The organism is Runella aurantiaca, from assembly GCF_003339505.1.
Lineage (GTDB): Bacteria > Bacteroidota > Bacteroidia > Cytophagales > Spirosomataceae > Runella > Runella aurantiaca.
On sequence record NZ_QPIW01000005.1, the window covers coordinates 102,556 to 124,809 of the forward strand.

The 22,254-nt window shown below is 43.2% G+C and carries 16 protein-coding genes and 1 other RNA gene; 6 read left to right on the forward strand and 11 right to left on the reverse strand.

Annotation, left to right across the window (positions count from 1 at the left end; genetic code table 11):
- Window positions 1–56 precede the first annotated feature (56 nt).
- Window positions 57–416, reverse strand: coding sequence for a BlaI/MecI/CopY family transcriptional regulator (locus tag DVG78_RS08685; RefSeq protein ID WP_114460710.1), 360 nt, complete (start codon window positions 414–416; stop codon window positions 57–59).
- Between the two features lie 610 nt (window positions 417–1,026).
- Here DVG78_RS08685 and DVG78_RS08690 point away from each other — a divergent pair.
- The gene (locus DVG78_RS08690; RefSeq protein WP_114460828.1) at window positions 1,027–1,746 is read left to right on the forward strand and encodes a LytR/AlgR family response regulator transcription factor; all 720 of its coding nucleotides are present in this window, start codon (window positions 1,027–1,029) and stop codon (window positions 1,744–1,746) included.
- Here DVG78_RS08690 and DVG78_RS08695 read toward each other — a convergent pair.
- On the reverse strand, window positions 1,743–3,053 hold the full coding sequence (locus DVG78_RS08695; RefSeq protein ID WP_114460711.1) for a sensor histidine kinase: 1,311 nt from the start codon (window positions 3,051–3,053) through the stop codon (window positions 1,743–1,745). The genes DVG78_RS08690 and DVG78_RS08695 overlap by 4 nt on opposite strands.
- Window positions 3,054–3,944: 891 nt before the next feature.
- On the opposite strand from DVG78_RS08695, the gene DVG78_RS08700 reads away from it, so the two are divergent.
- Together DVG78_RS08700 and DVG78_RS08705 are read left to right on the forward strand one after the other, a co-directional pair.
- Complete coding sequence (locus DVG78_RS08700; RefSeq protein ID WP_114460712.1) at window positions 3,945–4,667, forward strand: LytR/AlgR family response regulator transcription factor; 723 nt, start codon at window positions 3,945–3,947, stop codon at window positions 4,665–4,667.
- Window positions 4,668–4,801: 134 nt separating this feature from the next.
- Window positions 4,802–6,094, forward strand: coding sequence for an alpha/beta hydrolase family protein (locus tag DVG78_RS08705; protein ID WP_114460713.1), 1,293 nt, complete (start codon window positions 4,802–4,804; stop codon window positions 6,092–6,094).
- A gap of 127 nt (window positions 6,095–6,221) precedes the next feature.
- Here the strand turns inward: DVG78_RS08705 and DVG78_RS08710 are convergent, their stop codons facing one another.
- From DVG78_RS08710 to DVG78_RS08750, 9 genes are all read right to left on the reverse strand, one after another.
- Window positions 6,222–7,787: an OmpA family protein gene (locus DVG78_RS08710; RefSeq protein WP_114460714.1), complete on the reverse strand. Its 1,566-nt coding sequence runs from the start codon at window positions 7,785–7,787 to the stop codon at window positions 6,222–6,224.
- Between the two features lie 59 nt (window positions 7,788–7,846).
- Window positions 7,847–8,251, reverse strand: an RNA gene (gene rnpB / locus DVG78_RS08715) — RNase P RNA component class A.
- A 98-nt stretch (window positions 8,252–8,349) separates the two neighbouring features.
- A complete protein-coding gene (locus DVG78_RS08720; RefSeq protein WP_229598169.1) occupies window positions 8,350–9,657 on the reverse strand; it encodes a DUF4403 family protein in 1,308 nt (435 codons plus the stop codon).
- A 261-nt stretch (window positions 9,658–9,918) separates the two neighbouring features.
- Window positions 9,919–11,574, reverse strand: coding sequence for a beta-N-acetylhexosaminidase (locus DVG78_RS08725; RefSeq protein WP_114460716.1), 1,656 nt, complete (start codon window positions 11,572–11,574; stop codon window positions 9,919–9,921).
- A 51-nt stretch (window positions 11,575–11,625) separates the two neighbouring features.
- Window positions 11,626–11,961 (reverse strand): tRNA-binding protein, encoded by a 336-nt coding sequence (locus tag DVG78_RS08730; protein ID WP_114460717.1) that lies wholly within the window; start codon window positions 11,959–11,961, stop codon window positions 11,626–11,628.
- A 41-nt stretch (window positions 11,962–12,002) separates the two neighbouring features.
- Complete coding sequence (gene pheA / locus DVG78_RS08735; protein WP_114460718.1) at window positions 12,003–13,076, reverse strand: prephenate dehydratase; 1,074 nt, start codon at window positions 13,074–13,076, stop codon at window positions 12,003–12,005.
- Window positions 13,077–13,167: 91 nt separating this feature from the next.
- Window positions 13,168–13,542 carry a 30S ribosome-binding factor RbfA gene (gene rbfA / locus DVG78_RS08740; RefSeq protein ID WP_114460719.1) on the reverse strand — a complete coding sequence of 125 codons (375 nt, stop codon included), beginning with the start codon at window positions 13,540–13,542 and terminating at the stop codon, window positions 13,168–13,170.
- A gap of 160 nt (window positions 13,543–13,702) precedes the next feature.
- Window positions 13,703–17,143 (reverse strand): methylmalonyl-CoA mutase family protein, encoded by a 3,441-nt coding sequence (locus DVG78_RS08745; RefSeq protein ID WP_114460720.1) that lies wholly within the window; start codon window positions 17,141–17,143, stop codon window positions 13,703–13,705.
- A 54-nt stretch (window positions 17,144–17,197) separates the two neighbouring features.
- Window positions 17,198–18,388 carry a PQQ-dependent sugar dehydrogenase gene (locus tag DVG78_RS08750; RefSeq protein WP_114460721.1) on the reverse strand — a complete coding sequence of 397 codons (1,191 nt, stop codon included), beginning with the start codon at window positions 18,386–18,388 and terminating at the stop codon, window positions 17,198–17,200.
- 166 nt (window positions 18,389–18,554) lie between these two features.
- Here DVG78_RS08750 and DVG78_RS08755 point away from each other — a divergent pair, with 166 nt between their 5' ends.
- The 3 genes from DVG78_RS08755 (at window position 18,555) to DVG78_RS08765 (ending at window position 22,193) form a co-directional block, all read left to right on the forward strand.
- A complete protein-coding gene (locus tag DVG78_RS08755; RefSeq protein ID WP_114460722.1) occupies window positions 18,555–19,670 on the forward strand; it encodes an NAD(P)/FAD-dependent oxidoreductase in 1,116 nt (371 codons plus the stop codon).
- Between the two features lie 99 nt (window positions 19,671–19,769).
- Window positions 19,770–20,756, forward strand: a complete 987-nt coding sequence (locus tag DVG78_RS08760; RefSeq protein WP_114460723.1) for a formylglycine-generating enzyme family protein — start codon at window positions 19,770–19,772, stop codon at window positions 20,754–20,756.
- Between the two features lie 90 nt (window positions 20,757–20,846).
- Window positions 20,847–22,193 (forward strand): Gfo/Idh/MocA family protein, encoded by a 1,347-nt coding sequence (locus tag DVG78_RS08765; protein ID WP_114460724.1) that lies wholly within the window; start codon window positions 20,847–20,849, stop codon window positions 22,191–22,193.
- The last annotated feature ends 61 nt before the right edge of the window (window positions 22,194–22,254 follow it).

Below are 22,254 nucleotides of genomic sequence, written 5' to 3' on the forward strand. Positions count from 1 at the left end.
CGTAAAACAAGCCCAAACAGGTCGATACTTTGAGCAAATACGCAATCAGCAGCATGTCATTGATTGTTGATAAGTTGGCGAAGTCGTTCGATTTCAGTAGCGTCTAACGTCTTGTCATTGACCATAAATGACAACAAACTCGCGGGCGAATTATCAAAATAATTGGCCAATACCTTGCGAAAGGTTTGCTTTCCATAATCTTCTTTTGCCACTATCGGAAAATACTCGTAGGTTTTTCCATAGGCTTTAAATCCTACGTAGCCTTTTTTCTCCAAAATCCGCACCACCGACGAAATGGTGTTGTAAGGAGGCTTGGGGTCATCGTCCATGCGGTCAATGACATCTTTAACAAAGCATCTTCCCAAATCCCAAATGATTTGCATGATGCGCTCTTCGGTGCGTGTTAGTTCTTCCATACACCAAACATATAACGTATTTTTCAGTTATACAACTTATTTTTCAGTTATACAACTTATTTTTCAGTTTTAATTTTAAAATGAAGAATTTACCAAAAAAATTGATTGATGAGGAGTTGGGCTTGGGAAGAAACGAAGAAGGCTATAAAAAGACAAAGCACAGTGGATTTCACTGTGCCTGTACTACTATACTCAACGTTATGAAAAATTTTTATATCCGAAAATGACTCTATGCTATGGACGCATCAGGAATCTTGTTCGGTACTACTTCGGAAAGAATCGTCATTTATTCATAAATAAGTAACACCCATTATCGCTTCAACATATCATTTACCTCTCCATTTCGGCGTCTATAACTACTTATATTATTGTGTTCCTAATAAAGTAAAAATACCAATATATATGTATTAACAATTATTTTACGAATCTGTTTTAATCAACCGTTCTTTTTTTACAAATATATGTTAAAACTCATATTAATCTATTTGTATATAATGAATCGTGTTTTTTTTTATACGAAAGCTATGAAAATCTAAATGGATGCTGAAAATCAACAAAAGCTGTTTATTTTTGATGAATGCCTTTTTTACTTAGAAAATTAACCTATCTAATGAAGAATAAATTCGCTGCACTTATCGTTGAGGATGACCCTGTTGCAGCGGCAGAATTGGACCTCTTTTTAGGTAGAACAAATATGTTTGAAAAGCCTACTGTTTATACCACAGTAATGGAATCCTACAGCCATCTCATCGGTCAAACGGTAGATATTCTTTTTTTAGACCTTGAACTACGCGATTTTTCAGGTTTAGAACTGTTAAGACTCCTTGAAAACCACCCACCCGTTATCATTACATCTTCTCATGTCCAACTAGCCATTGATTGTTTTGAGTTTGACGTAGCTGATTTCTTAAGTAAACCTTACACTTATACCAGATTGTTGCGGGGTATTCATCGCGCAATCCAAAAACTACCTTCTATTCAAACATCGGCGGAAGATATGTCATCAAAAAAACATATCTTTCTACAAACGGGGCGTGCCTCGGAGCGGTTTGAGTTAAATGATATTTTATACATCGAAGCCTACGGCATTTATGTAAAAGTAATCACGAAATCAGGGGTGGTGGTCGTTAACCAAATGTTGTCAAGTATAGAAAAAGATCTACCCGCAACTTCTTTTTTGAGAATTCACCGCTCTTTCTTAATCAACCTTGAACATCTTAATCGGATAGAGCCCAATGACTTATGGGTTGGCAGTTTTCAAATTCCGGTTGGTTTGTCTCACAAAGATAAGGTACGACAAACGCTAAAAAATAATGGGATAATTGATTAAAATTGTCGGTTAGGCACCGTAAAATAAAACCTACTACCTTCTCCTACGCAGCTAGTTGCCCACAATTCTCCCCCATTTTTACGAATAAACTCCCGGCTTATCCAAAGACCCATTCCATTCCCTTTTTCGCCATTTGTACCGAGTGTACTTAAACGTGAAGCGCCCGTTAAGGCCATTTCTAACTCTTCTGGTCCAATTCCCATGCCTGTATCCTGAATAGAAATGACTGTTTTATCGGTCTTTTCTTCGGCTTCAATGATAATCCTGCCCTCAGGAAAGGAAAACTTAACTGCATTGTTCAATAAATTTCTTAAAATTAACTGCAAATGACTTTCATCTCCCCATCCTAGGGTTCGGACAGGCACATTATTTAGCACCTGAATTTGTTTTGCATTTATTTCTTCCTTTTGAAAAAGAACTGCTTCTTCCACTACTTCCCGGATGGGTATCTCAACAATCACACTTTTATATCCGCTCAGTTGTAAATTAGCCCAATTCAATAAATTACTCAGCAACAGGCTTACATCTTTTGTTTTAAAATCTATTTCATTAATAATCTGCTTAGATTGGTCCAACGAGAGGTTACCTTCATTGAGCCGTCTTATGGTAGACTGCAAATGATACAGAGGAGAGCGAAGATCATGACTGATTACGGCAAATAACTGGTCTTTATACTGATTTATTCCCTGTAAATCAAGCGTTTGCTGAGACAGTTGCTCATTTCTTTTGATTAACAACGCCTGAAATTGCCTTAAAATTGACTTATTGAAATATACGCAAACACATATAAAAAAATAACAAACCGTAAAATTCACAATTACTGAATAGTAATTACCGTAGGTCCAATCCCGAGATACATCTTTGATAACCAAGACAATAATCCAATAAACCGCTACATTAAATACGATTGCCGCTGCTTGAAGATACCTATCAAAAAGCACCATGCCCATGGCAGATAGACCCACAACAACGATTTGCAAGTCATCTATTTTGCCCAAAGCTTGATTAAAAACGGCAACTGCCATTAAAATGAAGTGGGTTACCACAAATATGTAAATAAAACCAACTCTGTACTGGTAGGCTTTAAGCATTAAATAAAGTGGTAAATTTATAATGGCAAGAACAACCATTAAAATAACCATAATGGCACCGTCTCCCCAAAAAAAATCCATCAAAGACAAAATCATCTGCAGCACTAAACAGCAGATATTCAGCACATTACATAGCCTAATACGCTGTTCATCTAATGGAGATAGATTTTGGTGTATTCCTGTAGTAAATATTTTTTCCCAAGACAAATTTTCCATAACTATACTCTATTTCCCCTGCAACGTCAAATATAACCCACAGGGGTGTATACGTCCGTAAATATTCTAGTCGAGGCTTTATGCTTTCTTCAAAACGATTGAAGAAGAATCGAAGACTTAAACACATTAATAAAAACACAAACAACCATCCCAAGATTCGTGTTGGGCTGTTATTGGTATATTCATTTTTAGAAAATGGATATACCCAAAGTATAGTTCACGAATTTAATTAAACTTTGGCAGAGAAAAAGGCTGATTAACAACCAAATAGGGAAAAAGAAGAGGAGAAACGATGATTAAACAAATCACCAACAGGCATCCCACTAAAACACGAACTAATTGTTCAAAAAGTTTCATTATATGAATGTAACTAAAGATATATTATAATTTTTTTTAAGAATAACCATTTATTAATCCTATCTAAGAATTTTTCTGAATATGCCTTTTAACAGCAATTTCTGAATATGCCTTTTAACAGCAATTTCTGAATAGGATACTACGCTCGTATGTCTTTTTGAATAAAATTCAGTCTCTAATTAAGGATAATTATTCAAAAAACCAAAATAAATCTTAGATTCATTAAATAATACCAAAATTTGCCAAACAAATTTTGGTATGAATTTGGTGAGAAGTCTAGTAGTAATACGAGGAAGAATATGCAGGGTAAAGTGCTGGTACAAAAATACATTGGGTATTTTTACAATTCACAAAATATTAATGAACGAGACCTTTTTTTATATAAAACCTACAATTAAATATATAAATGAGTAAAATAAGCCAACTTAAAGTTAAAAAGCTTTGCTATATTAACGCATCCAATCTTTTGCGGCGTATTATTCCCTGATTATTTTTCCAGCATACTATCAATAATATACACATTTATTCAACGATATGGAACATAAACTTATCCCTTTAATTGTAGAAGATGATCCCCTTGCCCAAAAAAGCTTAGTATATCTCCTCACTAAAACCAATATGTTTGAAGACGCTGTTGTGTGTGGAACAGTTACTGAAGCATTTGAATATCTCAATAGAAAAACGGCAGATCTAATTTTTTTAGACATTGAACTTCCTGATCTGTCTGGACTAGAGTTATTGAAACTATTTCCAGCCCATGCGCCAGTTGTCGTTACTTCTTCGCACGTAGAATTAGCAGTGGATTGCTTTGACTTTGATGTGATTGACTTTCTTACAAAACCTTTTTCGTACACTCGTCTCCTAAAATCTATCCAACGCGCCACAAAAAAAATACCAAGTCAACAAGTTATTGCGGAAAAAACGCCCGTTAAAAACTACGTTTTCCTTCCAACAGGCCGTTCAACGGTTCGATTTAATCATACCGACATCCTGTACATTGAAGCCTATGGAGTATACGTTAAAATTATCACCCCGGAGGGTACGGTAGTGGTAAACCAGATGTTGTCAAACATTGAAGAGGTATTGCCTCAGGAGCCATTTTTACGAATCCATCGCTCGTTTATCGTAAACATGAATCATATTAATCGTATTTCTTCCAATGAGCTGAGAGTCAGCACCTACTTTCTTCCCATCGGAATGTCTTACAAAGATAAAGTAACGCAAAAACTAAAAAGCAGTGGATTACTCAATGAATAAGAACTCACTATTTAGTTTGATTTTCACTACTAACCCTTGTTTCTGACTATCCATTAACCCCGTCATTCATCGGGATTCTGTTCTTCGTTCCGATTATCCCTTTATTTATATTTTCCTTATTCTAATCACCTTTTATGAAAAAAAACACCTTTTTACTCTCTCTATTGGTCGTTGCCCAGTGTTTTCTGATTGGTAGCGCCAACGCCCAAACAAACTTTATAAATGGTGATTTGCTTCCTGATGCCCCCGAACTCTCAGCGAGGGGAAAGTATAACATTGGGGTTCAAACCTTAAAGTTGGTCAACAATAATCAGTTGGATATACTCCATTCAAAAAACGGCAAGGACACTCTCTACAATCGCCCTTTAACCGTAGAAATTTGGTATCCTGCCCTCATTCCGTCAGATAAGCAACAACTCGTAGAATACGACCAAGTACTTGGCTCAAGCAATGACCCCAAAAGGCCATTAATCCCTTTTAAATTCATGGGGCGGGCTTTACGCAACGCCCAAGCCGACAAGACCGACGGCCCCTACCCTCTCTTAATTGTATCTCACGGATACTTAGGCTCTCGGTATTTACTCACCTATCTGACCGAAAATTTAGCTTCCAAAGGCTATATTGTCGTGGCCATTGACCATACTGAATCTACCTTTAACGATGCGGCAAATTTTGCCAGCACATTACTCAACCGCTCGCTCGATGATTTGTTTGTTCTTAATGAAATGGCCCGATTGGGTAATAAAGAAAGTAAAACCTTTTTGTCAGGGTTGGTAAATGCTAACAATACGGCTTTGATAGGCTACTCAATGGGTGGTTATGGGGCACTCAATGCCGCTGGTGCAGGTTACAGTGCACAAGCCGTAAAGTTTTTTGGCCAAATGACAGGCGGCAGCAAGGCCTTAGAAAAAAGGATGGCAGGGAATGCCGCCTTTTCGGCTTCCCTTGACCCGAGAATCAAGGCAGTTGTCGCTTTTGCTCCTTGGGGAATGGAGCGGGGCGTTTGGGATGTTGAAGGATTAAAAGGCCTTACCGTCCCTACATTTTTTGTAGCGGGTAGTCAAGATGATATTTCAGGATATGAAAAAGGAATCAAGGCCATATACGATGGGGCAATCAACACCGACCGTTATATGTTAACCTACATCAATGCTCGTCACAATGTAGCTCCCAACCCTCCCCCAACCGAATCTATCACACCCGGGCTTCCCCTTGATGAATATCTACGATATGCTGAACCTGCTTGGAATGAACGTCGTATAAATAATATCAATCAGCATTTTGTGACGGCATTTTTAGGCGTACAACTCAAAGGCTTAGACTATAAAAAGTATTTAGAGTTAAAAGAGAATTCTAACGAAGCAACATGGACGGGATTTAAACCTCGTACATCAGTGGGGCTTGAATTGAGACACGCCAAGCCTTGAGCTACTCGACTGCTAAAAAATACGAAGCTTTATTTCACTTTACGGCAGAAACAAAGTTATTAAGACACAAAAAGGGTCATTTTGCTGAGCAAAATGACCCTTTTTGTGTTAAGTATATTTCGAGTTTTTATCTCTGACGCTTTTCGCGGGCTGGCTTTGTTGCCTCTTGCTCTTTCTTTTTACCCGTGCGGAAACCTGCAGGATAAGTTGACCGCAAGTCATTCATCGGTAAAATTCTGATTTCTACGCGACGGTTACGGCTCATTCCATCCACTGATTTGTTATCGGCAAGCGGACGAAGCTCTCCGTAATATTCAAGCGTGATACGGCTTGGATCCTGCAAGCCATTACGTATCAGATAACGTTTAGCGGCTTCAACGCGGCGTTTTGAAAGTTGCACGTTATAGTTATCAGAAGCACGAGCGTCGGTATGGCCTACGATAATCGCCCGACAATTTGGACGAAGATTGAGTAGGTCAATTACCTGACGAAGAATCTGCTGCGAAGGATCTTTTACAATCGCTTTATCAGTATCAAACTCGATGTTACCAAACATTGCTTCACACTCTTCCTTCGGCAAATTACGGGCAATAATATCTTTGATGTACTTATCAAGGTCCATTGCTACCCCACCACCTGATACAATGCTGTTGGCCGGAGTACTTGGTTCTTTGTCGAAAAGGTCTGCAACGCCATCTCCATCTGAATCTGTAAACAAACGTGGATCAACGGGCTTTGGCATATTGGCTTTGGCAATTGAGTCAGCCTCTTTCATCGTAGGATTATACGGTGGCGGAATCAATGACAAAGGGTTGGTGTAACGCAAATGATAACGGCCTTTGGCTGGATCATGCACCCAATTTCCTTTGGCATCTTTCTTGGCCATTACGGCACTCTTGCCCATTTTGTAGGTAATTGCCAATCCGACACTCCCCCACTTATCTTGTTTTGAATCTCCTTTTCTAAACAACCAAATATCTTGTCTTGGGTATTGCTCACCACCACCACCACCATACGTAACATCCAATTTTTCGGAATTTACGTGGTTTAAGGTAAAGTCTAAACCAATATCAATACGTGGAGAAACTTCAAAGTGAATCGCCGACCCAATAGGAACAACAATTTCGCGTGTGTAGGTAGATCCATCTCTTTCCCATTCACCCGCTGTTTTCGAGCTTCGATTTGTATTACTGCTAATCAAGAGTGTACCATTGTTGGTGCCCAAACGGTACACTTTAGAATTGAACCACATGTACCCATAACCTACGTAGACATCCCATTTCCAACGTTTGAGTTTATCATACCCAAACAAAATAGGCTTGAGGTTGGCATGAGCGTTGATTGAAGTTTGCAGAAACCCTTTTGACTCAAAATGAGCATTGTAGAGTCGCTGTTTGGAGCCATTCAGATTTCCAGTCCAAAAGTTAAGACTTGCGCCGAAAATAGGAGATAGCTGTTTGTGCAATCCCAGGCCTAAACCACCCGTTAGATGTTCTTCTGGCCCCAGTTTAAAGTCGTGCTGACGTAAATCACCGTAAAATTGAGTCAGGGCGGGGGTGATGGTAAGTGCCCATGTATTCAATTTATTAGGACCTTCATAGCCTGCGCGTTTGGGTGCGGGGGCCTGAGCATTAATTTTCGTCAATGCAAACGATACAATTAATAGAGTGGACAGAAAGTTGACTTTTTTCATGGGCAATGAATGATTGTTATTTACTACAAAAAGGTAATACTAACATTTTCTTAAATAATAGTGTATCAAGTCTTATAAGCCGGATTCTGTTTCCCGACTTTCGTCGGGACTCTTATCATTTATCTGGTTCTGACGTTGCCGTCCGAATCTATCAACCTACCCATGCCGATACCCCTTTGAGGGGGATTGGAGCGAGTAACTCCAAAATCGGCACTTATTTGGTCTTTCAGCCCGTAAGGTTTACCATGCCTCGCTTGTCACCAACCGAGCGGTGGGCTCTTACCCCACCCTTTCGCCCTTACCCAATTTCGAACGAGTTCGAAACTCGGCGGTTTGCTTTCTGTTGCACTTGCTGTCAAGTCGCCGTCACCAACGACCTGCCTTCCTGTTAGGAAGTACGGTACTCTGCGCTGTCCGGACTTTCCTTCCCAAAATTAATTTGGAACGATAAGACGGACCTGATTCACTATTGGGCACAAATCTATGAAGAGTTGTGCTCTTTAAAAATCAAATAAACAGAAAAAAATCGTAATAACCATAAACAGTCGTTCAATTTTTTGACTTATAGGAGCCCATCAATTTTAACTTCGATGCGCCCTTTTGCAACAACTAACGCTACCAAAGAGGTCGGGGTTAGGTATACCTGATCAGGAACCAAGGTGTCTAAACGCCCTCCTAAATCTACCCCTTTGGCTACTTTACGATTAGTAAGTTGTTGACGAATAGCTTTTTGGGCTTCGTCAATTTGGATGCCTATTGGAAACACAAATTGTTGTTCTATTTGTTTGGCAAAACGTCCCTGCAACAGCCAATTTGCCGTTTGAACAAGTACGTTTCGGGTACTCAAATCATAATCCACATTCTTCAAAGAAAGTAAGCGCGTAGCGGCATCATAATAAGGAACACCTTTGAGGTATATGACTCCGTTGATGCTTCCCTTCAATCCTGCTTTAATGACAAGTTTATCGTTTTGACCATAAATATCAATCTCCGTCACTTCAATTTTGTATTTTCCGTCTTTAAAATCAAATGTTTTCCCGATAAACTGAGCCGCCGCCAATCGAGAGGCCTCTTCATAAGGCACCACCCCAATCAATCCGATTTGAAAGCCTTGAGGTATGTCATTGGTTATAATCAGATTGGGTACATCAACGACGGGCTTCATGACTGGTTTGGCCCCAATCACGGTTTGGGTAAACCCTCTAATTCCGATGGTTGCACTGATTTTTCCATTTTTAATTTCGAAAGGAGAAGCCAAAATGTCGGTCGGAGTTACTATAAGCCACGACCTGTACTCTTCGGAGAGCAGTCGCGGTTCACGAATTAAATTCCAAGCTTGGATGACGTAAGGTTTTATGATAAAATTTTTCCGTACGTTATCATCGATGGATTTTGAAATCGTGCCTAGATTTTCGGAAATCTTACGACTTACCAATCCCGTAATGGGTATATCTATTCCCGCTACTTTAATACTTGGTTTAGTCACCCAATCAAAGCCCGCCGAAACGGTATTGGTACTTACTTTCCAGTCGGGGTCAATACCGACGCGGGTCATAAATTTCAGATTTAACTGAAATTCGGTGCTTTGACTACCCGAAATTTCAATGCCCAATGGCGCTATTTTATAGGCCTTCTCAGCCCATATTTTTAGTGGTACGGTATAATAAAGCAACGAATCTCTGGCCTCCGCAACGATTGGTGCTCTTTTCCAGACTTTAATCTTAAAATTATCTTGATTATCGTCGCTGAAGCTATTGTCTTCATAAATCAAGCCCTGCACCTGTACATTCAGGTGTTTTGTTACCTCAGCAATCGATAGCTCGATGGGTACATGAACAACCGATTTATGTTTTTCGCTTTGAATTTCCATGTTCGTGTGTTGATATGCCTCCGCAGGTGCTTTTGGCTGGGTAGTGGTTGGCGGTTTACAGCCCATGACCCATACAGAAAGAACAAAAACCGAAAGGTAAATTAACGAAGAGAAGGGGCGGGAAAAAGTGTATCGCAAAACTAAAGGTTTAACACCAATTTTATCTAAAAACATGGGAATAAATCAAAGTAAATGAAGGACTCACAAAGTTATCAAAACAACCTTACAAGTCCTCTTATCAATCTTTAAAATACCCAATTTCTATTTTTTCAACGGCCACCGATAGGTAAATTTATGATTGGTTGGCGCTTCAAAATAATTAACGTTTAAATGGTCAAGGCGCTTCTTATGAACATCGAGGCGTTTTTTAAAATCGTCGATATTCTTGCCGTTTTTTGCCGTCCAACCTACTTCTGCCAATGCACACGCTCGCGGAAAAGTCATATATTCGACGTACTCAGAGGTGGGCATATATTCGGTCCAGACATTTCCCTGAACGCCAATAATGTGTTTAGCTTCATCGGGGGTTAGGTTGGAAGGGGTAGGTTCGTACAAATACGACTCTTCCAAGGGCGTAAACCCTCCGATGGCAATGGGCTGGGTTTTGGCATCTGCCTGATAATGGTCTAAATAGCAAAAATTCCCTGGCGTCATAATGGCATCGTGGCGCTGTTTGGCCGCCGCCACTCCTCCCTCAATTCCCTGCCAGCTCATTACGGTAGCATTTGGCGAAATTCCTCCCTCCAAAATCTCATCCCAGCCAATCATTTTACGCCCTTTGGAGGTAATGAATTTATCGATACGGCGGATAAAATAACTCTGTAGCTCATGTTCATCTTTCAAACCTTCCTTTTTAATCAACTCCTGACAAAAGCGACTTTCTGCCCACTGTTTTTTGGGGCACTCATCCCCGCCAATGTGAATGTACTGGCTGGGAAACAAGTCAAGCACTTCGGTCAGAATGCCTTCCAGAAAGCGAAATGTCTCTTCTCTCGGGGCAAAAACATCTTCATGCACTCCCCATTTAGTGCCTACTTGGTAAATTTTATCGGGGTTATTGCCATATTCTGGATAGGCCGCCAGCGCCGCCAATGCGTGTCCGGGCATTTCAATTTCAGGAATAACGGTCACAAAACGCTCTTGTGCGTACTTCACTACCTCCCTTATTTCATCTTGGGTATAAAAACCGCCATAGGGCTTACCATCGTATTTTTGGTCGCTGTAATGACCCAACATGGTTTGTCGGCGTTGCGCACCGATTTGGGTCAATTTGGGATATTTTTTGATTTCAATCCGCCAGCCTTGGTCATCCGTCAGGTGCCAATGAAAGGTGTTCATTTTGTGCAACGCAATCAAATCAATGTATTTTTTGATGAACGAGACGGGATAAAAATAACGCGCAGCATCAAGCATCAATCCTCGATAGGCGTAGCGTGGTCGGTCTTCAATCAGGCAGCAAGGAATACTCCATTTTATAGTCTCAGCCCTCTCCACACCATAAATTTCAGCAGGCATCAATTGCAACAATGACTGAATTCCGTAAAAAAAACCTTTGGGTTGCTCGGCCGTAATGATAATCCGCTTGGGCGTTATTTCCAAAAAATAGCCTTCGTCGCCGAGCTTATCATCTTTTGAGGTGACAAAATTGATACCATCCTTGACCCGAAAATTACCCGCAAATACCTTCGTATCTTTCCCTGTGACACTCCCAATCTTATTTGCCAGCGCTTCGGCCAAACGGCGCAGTACGGGGTCGGTACTTGCTACGGCAATCACAGGATTCTGAGGGAGAATAAACGTTCCTTCTTTCGGCACTAACTGTAACGGCTTCGGAAGAATTGGGTAGGATGTTTGTGCCAAAACGGGGTATAGTACCCAAAATGACAGCAAAACGGAAAGCAACACGCTCTTTTTCATAAATATGGGATAACTATGGGGCACGATAAAGTAGTGATTTACCATCAAATTTTAGGCTAGACGGGTTCCGTTGGGCACATTGCGCTCAGGAGCAGACAAAACCACTTCACCATCGGGCAACACAAACCCCGTAACCAGCACTTCAGATAGGAAATCAGCGACTTGTTTAACGGGAAAATTAGTAACACAAATCACCTGACGATGAATGAGTTGCTCTTTAGAGTAGAGTTTGGTTAGCTGGGCAGAACTGCGTTTTATACCAATCTCGTCGCCCAAATCCACCCACAACTTAAAGGCAGGCTTTCGGGCTTTTGGAAAATCTTCTACCTGAACAATCGTTCCTGCCCGCAACTCTACCTTTTCAAAATCCTGCCAATTGATGCTCATTTTCTACTCAAAAAGAAAGTGAATAAAACAGCACCGAGTAGCTACGCATTCTTGACGTAGCTACCCAGCCACTTGATATAATTGCGGTGTTTTTTGAATACTTTCTGGACATTTTCGTCCTTAAAATACCCCTCCAACTCAATGAAAAACCAGAAGTTAAAATCTTCGCTGCCTTTGTACGGGCGGCTTTCGATTTTGGTAAGGTTGATATTCAACCGTTTGAAGTCCTGCAAAAAACCAGCCAATATCCCCGGCTTGTCGGTATCTGGCAAACGAGCGATGATGGTGGTTTTATCGTTTTCGCTGGGTTGATTGACAAAATCTTTGGCCAAAATAAAAAACCTGGTGCGGTTGTTACCGTTGTCTTCAATGTTATCAAACAAGACGGGCAAACTAAACAAACGGGCGGCAATGACCGAGCAAATAGCCGCACTTTCGGGGTCTTCAGCTGCTAATTTGGCCGCTTTAGACGTGGACTCTACCTGAATTTCTTCGGGTTGGGTTTGCTCAAAATATTTATTCAAGAATCCCCGGCATTGCCGAAAAGCAATGTCTTTGGAGTAAATACGCTTGATTTTAGAGGGATTTTCGCACTCCGTTGCCAACGCAAAATGGACCGGGATTTTCAGCTCAGCCGCAATATTGACACTGGTTTCGTTGAGTAAGTCAACGGTCTCATACACAATGCCTTCTTGATTATTTTCAATCGGAATCACGCCAAATTTTGCCCGTCCGGTATCTACTGCTTCAAACACAGATTTGATGGTTGGTAGAGTCATGTATTCACTCATGGCCCCAAAACGGCTTTCGGCGGCTTGGTGCGTAAAACTGCCCTCAGGGCCCAAATAAGCGATACGCTCTGGAAGTTCGATGTTTCGGGCGGCCGCAAATATTTCTAAGTAGATGGCCTCAATCGCGTCTGAGGTAAGCGGGCCTCTGTTGTGCTTTTTTACCCGGTCTAATATCGCTTTTTCGCGTTCGGGACGGTAGATAACCGTTTTGGTGGCCCGTTTCAATTCGCCAACTTTATGAACCCATTCCATACGACGGTTCAAGAGGGTAAGCAGTTGGTCGTCCAACGAATCTATTTCGTGGCGTATTTCTTCTAAAGTCATGGTTTAGGAGTCAAAATTGGCGGGAATAAGCGTAACAAATGCGCCTATTCCCGCCAAATCAATAGAAAATTACACAAAACTTGTTTTAATACTAATCAGCATCTTCTTTGGGTGGCGGTGGAATGGTCAGCCCCGCAAAAAGGTTATCCATTTTGGCCGCGTATTCGGCCGTATCGTCCAAATAAAAATGGACTTCGGGAACAATACGCAACTGATGGCGTACCCGCTGCCCCAATAGCTGACGTATCTGCTTGCTGCGTTCTTGTATTTGCTCTAAAATAAGTCCTTTATTTTTTACGGCTAAAAAGCTCAAATAAACGCGTGCCACGCTCAAATCTGGTGACATTCTAACGATGGTGACAGTGATAAACGCGTTGTCGAACCAGGTCCGACCTTCTTTTTGAAAAATATCGCTCAGATCTTTCTGTATTTGCCGAGCGACTTTTTGTTGTCTTTTGGATTCCATATTCAATTTACTGGTTACGATTGGCCGCTAACAATATACGCTTGCATGATTCTCCTTCTCTCGCCAATCTTTTGAGATGGTCACAAAGGTACGAAATTCTATTTATCTAACGACGCCTCTGTGTTGGCTCAGGCGTAAGTTTACCAGTAAAATAAGCCCGTTACATATTTCGTCGATACTGACCGCCAACTTTATAGAGCGCACCCGAAATCTGTCCGAGCGTGCATACTTTCGTGGCTTCCATGAGGCTTTCAAACAAATTTTCTCCTCGAAGCGCCCTTTCCTGCAATTGACCCAAAGCAACCGTTGCCTTTTCACTATTTTGTTCCTGAAAAGATTTTCTTGCCAAAACCGCGTATTGTTTTTCATCGTCGGTTGAGCGAATCACTTCGGCGGGAAGCACCGTGGGCGAGCCTTTTTCATCCAAATAAGTATTCACCCCGATGATGGGCAAGGCACCCGTATGCTTTTGCATTTCATAATACATAGACTCCTCCTGAATTTTGCTCCGCTGATACATCCGCTCCATAGCGCCCAAAACCCCACCCCGCTCATTGATACTCAAAAATTCTTGGTAAACTGCCTCTTCCACCAAATCGGTCAGTTCTTCGGTAATGAAAGAGCCTTGCAATGGATTTTCGTTTTTGGTCAATCCAAATTCTCGGTTGATAATCAACTGAATCGCCACGGCACGCCGCACGCTTTCTTCGGTGGGGGTGGTAATGGCTTCGTCGTAGGCGTTGGTATGCAACGAGTTGCAGTTGTCATAAATCGCCAACAACGCCTGTAACGTGGTCCGAATATCATTGAAAGCGATTTCTTGCGCGTGCAAGCTTCGGCCAGAAGTTTGGATATGGTATTTGAGCTTTTGGCTGCGCTCGTTGGCTTTGTACTTCAATTTCATGGCTTTCGCCCAAATCCGCCGCGCCACTCTGCCCAAGACTGTGTATTCGGGGTCCATGCCGTTGGAGAAGAAAAAGGATAAGTTGGGCGCAAAATCATCAATGTGCATTCCGCGACTGAGGTAGTATTCCACAAACGTAAAGCCGTTGGATAACGTAAACGCTAATTGCGAAATGGGGTTGGCCCCAGCCTCGGCAATGTGGTAGCCCGAAATGGAAACCGAATAAAAATTACGCACCTGATGTTCAATAAAATACTGCTGAATATCGCCCATAAGTTTGAGCGCAAATTCGGTCGAAAATATGCACGTATTCTGCGCTTGGTCTTCTTTCAAAATATCCGCCTGCACCGTTCCCCGCACCTGACGGAGCGTTTGGGCTTTGATTTTTTGATACAGTTCGGGCTCCAACAATTGGTCGCCTGTTATTCCCAAAAGCATTAACCCAAGGCCGTTGTGGCCCTCAGGAATTTCTCCCTGATACCCGATTTCAGTTTTAATTTTTGAAATTTTTACTTCACGCTCCTCCCGACTCCACGTTGATAAAATGTACTTTTCACATTGCTGGTCGATGGCGGCATTGAGAAAGAAACCCAACACAATCGGAGCAGGACCATTGATGGTCATCGAAACCGACGTAGAAGGGTCGCAAAGGTCAAAACCGCTGTACAGTTTTTTGGCATCGTCGAGGGTACAAACGCTTACGCCCGAATTACCGACTTTGCCGTAAATATCAGGCCGCAAGTCGGGGTCTTCGCCATAGAGCGTCACCGAATCAAACGCCGTCGACAGCCGCTTGGCGGGCATGGCTTTGGACAAATAATGAAAGCGACGGTTGGTGCGCTCGGGGCCGCCCTCACCCGCAAACATACGGGTGGGGTCTTCGCCTTCTCGCTTGAGCGGAAAAACACCAGCCGTATAAGGAAATTCACCTGGAACATTTTCGGTCAGTTGCCACCGCAAAATATCGCCCCAATCATTGTATTTCGGGAGGGCTATTTTCGGTATTTTAAGGTGCGATAAGGTTTCCGTCCATAAATCTTGCTCAATAATTCTGTCTCTGACTTGAAACTGGTATTTCTCAGCGCGGTATTTTTGGATTGTATCGGGCCATTTTTTGAGTAATTGGTTACAATCGTACTGCAAACGGGCTTCAAGCTCGGCATAAACCGCTTTTAGCGCCTCAATCATACCTGCATTGTTCCCCTGTGCCAGCGTTTTTATCGTGCCGTCGAGTTGGTATAATTGTCGGGCAATGGTTGTCTGTTCATTCACAAATTGGTCATAAGCACGGGCGTTTTCTACAATTTCGGCCAAGTACCGTACTCGATCGGGTGGAATAATGCCTTTGGCAGCGGATGTTTTGTGGTTCTGAACCTGCTCCTTCCAGTGAGCAAACAATTTACCATTTATCCAGCCAGATGTGCTGTCTTCACCATTTTCAGCCTTTTCCTTTTGGGCCAACAATTCCATCAACTTCCCATACAAAGCATTCATGCCCGCATCGTTGAACTGGCTCGCCATTGTGCCAAAAATCGGCAGGGCGTCGTCAGGCGTATCCCAGAGGTTATGATTGCGGCGGTATTGTTTTCGTACATCGCGAAGGGCATCCAACGAACCGCGTTTGTCGAATTTATTGATGGCAATCACGTCGGCAAAATCGAGCATATCAATTTTTTCGAGCTGGGTTGCCGCGCCGTATTCCGCCGTCATGACGTAAAGCGACACATCAGAATGCTCCGTAATCTCCGTATCTGATTGACCAATGCCTGAGGTTTCGACAACAATCAGGTCAAAATCCGCCTCTTTACACACATCAATGGCGTCTTGGACGTATTTACTTAAGGCCAAATTGGACTGCCGCGTGGCCAAGGAACGCATATACACCCTGCCCTGCGCAAGTTCAGGATGCAGCGCATTCATTCGGATGCGGTCGCCCAAAAGCGCGCCGCCCGTTTTTCGTTTGGAAGGGTCTACCGAAATGATTGCCAAGGTTTTATGGTCAAAATCCATCAAAAACCGCCGCACCAATTCATCCACCAACGAAGATTTTCCCGCCCCGCCTGTACCCGTAATACCCACAACAAGGGGTTGAAACAAGCGGTCGGCGGCACGCCCAACGTTCAACTTTGCATAAACGCTGGGGGCATTTTCGGCAATGGAGATACGTCGAGCAATGGTCTGTACATTGGTTTGAGACTGGGCCGGAGTCCACTCATTTTCAGCGTCCTCAGGATAATCCAATTCATGGTCCAACGCAAAATCACACTGCCTAATCAAGTCATTAATCATTCCCTGTAATCCCATGTCTCGCCCATCGTCGGGAGAATACAGCCGCGCAATTCCGTAGGCATGAAGCTCCGCAATTTCAGTGGGAAGGATGGTCCCGCCGCCGCCACCGAATATTTTTATGTGCCCCGCATTTTGCGCTTGGAGCAAGTCGTGCATGTATTTAAAATACTCGACGTGGCCGCCCTGATAGCTGGTAATCGCGATTCCCTGCACGTCTTCCTGAATGGCACAATCCACGATTTCCTGCACCGAACGATTGTGTCCAAGATGAATCACTTCCACCCCCGACGCCTGCATGATGCGGCGCATGATGTTGATGGCGGCGTCGTGACCGTCAAAAAGACTAGCGGCGGTCACAATTCTGACGTGATTTTTGGGTTGGTAAGGTGTTGTTAGGTTACTTTCCATGTCCTTTCGCAATGAATCTTGCGGCTAAGATACTGAAAGTATTGGCAACCAAAATCAACGGTTTGTCAGTTGCTGAATCTTTCCTGTTTGATAGTTAAGCAAATACAATTCTCCCGCTTCATCCTCCCCAAAAGAAGACAATGAGCCTGTCAATTGGGTAATTAATTTGTTGGATGCCTGCCGCGAAGTTTCGTTATATTCCAAAGCCCAAATCTTGCCGCTTACAAAATCGCCGTAGATGTATTGGCCTTTTAAATCTGCTAATTTAGCCCCGCGATACACATACCCACCCGTGATGGACCTCCCTTCAGAGGTTCCGTAATCAAAGACAGGCTCTACCAATCCCGCACGGTTACAGTTAGCGGCAGGGCTATAACATTCTTTGCCTTCGGCAATACGCCACCCATAATTTCCACCCCGCTCCAAAATATCAATTTCTTCTCGGGCATTCTGGCCTACATCAGCAATCCAAAAACGTCCCTTTTCACGGTCGGCGGTCACTTTCCAAGGGTTGCGCAATCCGTAGGCATAAATTTCAGGGCGAGCATTGGCCGTATTTTTGAAAGGATTATCGGCGGGGATGGCGTAATTTAAGCCATTTTCTTTCGTGTTAACGTCAATTCGCAACATCTTTCCGAGCAACGAGCCCAAATTCTGGGCATAATTTTGGGGGTCGCCACCCGAACCGCCGTCGCCCGTGGCGATGTACAGAAATCCATCCCTTCCAAACAACACCGACCCACCGTTGTGGTTGGAATAGGGCTGATTATAGGTCAACAAAATTTCTTCACTGTTGGCATCGGCGGTTGTTTTATTGGATTGAAAACGAGCAATCACCGATTGCAGCTGACCATTTTCCCGTCGGGTATAATTCACAAACAATTGTCCGTTGTTCTTGAAATCGGGATGAAAAGCCAAGCCCAACAATCCCGTTTCGCCACCCGAAGATACACGCCCGCTGATGTCCAGAAATATTTCCGTTTGTGCGGCACTGGCTTCATTTTTAAAAACTTTTACCACCCCTCGTTGTTCTACCACAAACAACCGATTGCTCCCGTCGCCAGCGTGTACGAGTTCAACGGGGCTACTGAACGTAAGGGCAGGAAATGCATTTGTTAGGGTAGGCACCACCTCCAAATCATCGTCATTCTTGATGGTTTCAGGGCTTTTTTCATTGCACGAAAATCCTAAAGCAAGCAGCCCAAAAACCATTGCGAATAGCGTTACTGTGCGGTTCAATTTCATCTTTGTTCGTCTGTTTAGTGTGGGGATTTATTTGAAGCAATAAAATAGCATAAACCTATGTTTAAGAAAGGTAGCCGATAGTAAAACGAAAAATTTGGGCATTTTCACATTTTCAAACTCACAATTACCTACTTTGTTCTGCTTGAATGACTAAATTGATTGAATTATGACCGATGTACTCATTATTGGCGGTGGATTGGCGGGGCTGGTGAGTAGCATTGAGTTAGCCCAACGAGGTTTTATGGTGGTCGTGGTCGAACGAAAAACGTACCCTTTTCACCGAGTTTGCGGCGAATACGTATCCAACGAAGTCCGCCCTTATTTGGAAAAATTAGGCTTAAAACTCGACGAATTGGGCGTAAAAGAAATTCAGCGCTTTCAATTTACTTCTCCATCTGGCCGTGCGTTGGAAACTGAGTTGGATTTGGGAGGTTTCGGTATCAGTCGCTACGCTCTTGATTTTGCATTGTTTGAATTAGCAAAGAAAAATGGGGTAGAATTTGTCTTGGGAGAAACCGTCGAAAATGTAGAATATGCTGACGACGAATTTAAAGCCACAACCGTCAATCACCTTCATTTATCGGCCCGAATCGTGCTCGGCAGTTTTGGCAAAAATTCCCGCATGGACAAGGCACTTGATCGTAACTTTACCCATAAAAAATCACCCTATGTGGGGGTAAAATACCACATCCACACCGAATTCCCCCAAGATTTGATTGCACTGCACAATTTTCAAGACGGCTATTGCGGCATTTCGGCGATTGAAGACGACCGCTATTGCCTTTGCTACCTCACCACACGCAACAATATTCGTAAACACGGCTCTATCGCTGACATGGAGCGCGAAGTTTTATGGAAAAACCCTCATTTGAAGCGCCTGTTCACCGAATCTGAATTTATCTTCGAACGCCCCGAAGTCATCAATGAATTTTCGTTTGAGCCAAAACAGGTAGTCGAAAACCACATTTTGATGGTAGGAGATGCCGCTGGACTCATCACACCACTCTGCGGAAATGGCATGGCCATGGCCATCCACAGCGGCAAAATCGCGGCAGAGTTGACGGCGCAATTTCTAAACGCTAACATCAGCCGTCAGGAACTAGAAAAACAATATAAAAAGGCATGGAAACGGGAATTTGCGGCGCGACTATGGGTGGGACGAAACGTTCAAAGGCTTTTTGGTGACGCGTGGCTATCGGAGATTGCTTTGTCTTTTTTTGGGTTGGGTAAGCCCCTTTTACGATTTGTCATTAAAAATACCCACGGCAAACCCATTGTATAAAGAATAATCTGTACGCAATTTCATTTATAATTTGAATTCTATTCCTTAAATGAGGTAAATTTGTGATTTATTATTCTTTAATCACAAAAGCGTATAAGAATGTTTCTAAAGCACTTAAGTTGGTTTACGTTATTTAGTGTTCCTCTGTTAGCCCAGGAAAAGCTTGAAAATTACACCCAGAAAATCTCTGGAAGCAACGTTACGTACGATCTGGTCGCCATCAAAGGCGGCGAATTTACCATGGGTAGTCCTGCCAAAGAAAAAGGACACAAAGAAGACGAAGGCCCGCAACACACCGTAAAGATTGAGCCTTTTTGGATGGGTAAGTACGAAATCCAGTGGGATTTGTACGATTTGTTTACCACCAAAAACATTGAAATTGAAATGGCCAAGCGCCATCCAGATCCCGAAAACAGCCTTAGCAAAACCGACGGAAGTACCCGCCCCAGCGCGGCTTACGTGGATATGTCGTTTGGAATGGGGCGCTCTGAGTACCCCGCTATCAACATGACCCAATACGCCGCTATCTATTTTTGTAAGTGGCTGTATGAAAAAACGGGTGTGTTTTACCGCTTGCCTACCGAAGCTGAGTGGGAATATGCCTGCCGAGCGGGTACCAATACTGCCTATTCATTTGGCGACGACCCGAAATTGTTGGACGAATACGGCTGGTTTAAAGGCAACAGCAATAATGGTTACAAAAAAATCGGCACCAAAAAACCAAACCCTTGGGGCCTTCATGACATGCACGGAAACGTCATGGAATGGACACTAGACCAATATTTTAAGGATTATTACACCAAAAAATCCAAAGGAGAAGTAAACGAAGCATTCCCCAAAGTAACGGAGCTGTATCCCACCTCGGTACGCGGAGGTTCATGGGACGACGACGCGACCGTATGCCGGAGCGCCAACCGAATCCCCTCCTCTCCCGACTGGAAAATCATTGACCCGCAAAGCCCCAAAAGTGAGTGGTGGATGACGAGCGCCTCTTTCGTAGGGTTCCGAATTGTAAGACCCGTAAAAACGCCTTCCAAAGAAGAGATTGCGGCATACTATAATCCTCCGTTGATTGAAGATTATTAATCAATCGTCCGTTTTCAATTATACATTCCTGAATTTATCAATTAATAGTAATCCACAGTTCAAAATCCATAATCTAAAACCTACATTCTAATGGAAACTAATAGAAGAGAGTTTCTTAAGACCTCCAGCCTTTTTACGGGGGGAGCGTTATTGAGCAGTTTGCCTTTTTCATCGTATGGCTACCATAACTCTGCCGACGACACCATCAAAATCGCGCTTATTGGCTGCGGTGGTCGTGGGTCGGGAGCAGCCGCGCAAGCCTTGAGTACAACTCAAAACGTAAAATTGGTAGCGATGGCCGATGCCTTCGCTGACCGATTGGATGGTGCCTACAACGCCCTCACCAAACGTAAATACAAAGACGCCGCAGGTGCTGAAATTGATGTAAAATCAAAAGTTGATGTTCCTCAAGATCGCAGATTCGTAGGTTTTGACGCTTATAAGCAAGCCATCGCTCTGGCCGATGTAGTGATTTTGGCAACGCCTCCGGGTTTTCGTCCAATGCACTTTGAAGAAGCAGTAAGACAAAACAAGCACATTTTTATGGAAAAACCCGTGGCGACTGATGGCCCCGGAATCCGGAGAGTACTTGCCGCCGCCGAAGAAGCCAAACGTAACAAACTCAACGTTGTAGTGGGTCTGCAACGCCATTATCAACGTAATTACCGCGAAGCCATGGACCGTATTCATGACGGCAAAATTGGCGACATCGTGGGTGGTAGCGTGTATTGGGTGTCAGGCGGTGTATGGAACCACCCCCGCAAAGCTGGCCAAACCGAAATGGAATATCAAATGCGTAACTGGTACTATTTCAACTGGTTGTGCGGTGACCATATTACTGAGCAGCACGTTCACAACATCGACGTAGCCAACTGGGCAAAGCAGGGTTATCCAGTATCTGCTCAGGGAACGGGCGGACGTCAGATTCGTGCGGGCAAAGAGTTTGGCGAAATTTTTGACCACCACATTGTTGACTTTACCTACGCCGACGGAACGCTTATCAACAGCCAGTGCCGTCACTATGAAGGAACGTACAGCAAAGTAGACGAGCAGTTTTTAGGAACCAAAGGTCGTATCGATAGCTTTAACGGCAACAATACCGTCCTTAAATCTTACAAAGGCAACAAGGTAATTTACGGACACGAAGGCAAAGGAGATCGTAACCCTTACCAAGTAGAGCACGACGAACTGTTTGCGGCCATTGCCAAAGGTGAATATAAATTTGCCGATGCCGAAAACGGCGCTAAAAGTACCCTGACTTCCATCATGGGTCGTATGGCGACGTATTCGGGCAAATTGGTTAAATGGGAAGATGCACTCAATTCAAACATCAGCCTATTCCCCGAAAAACTAGCTTGGGATGCCCTTCCTAAGTTGCTTCCGGGTTCTGATGGCTTCTATCCTGTAGCTGTACCGGGCAAGAGCATTGTTGTTTAGTCTTTTATTATTTCAGGTATAAAAAAACAGTTCATAGTCAGACTATGAACTGTTTTTTTAT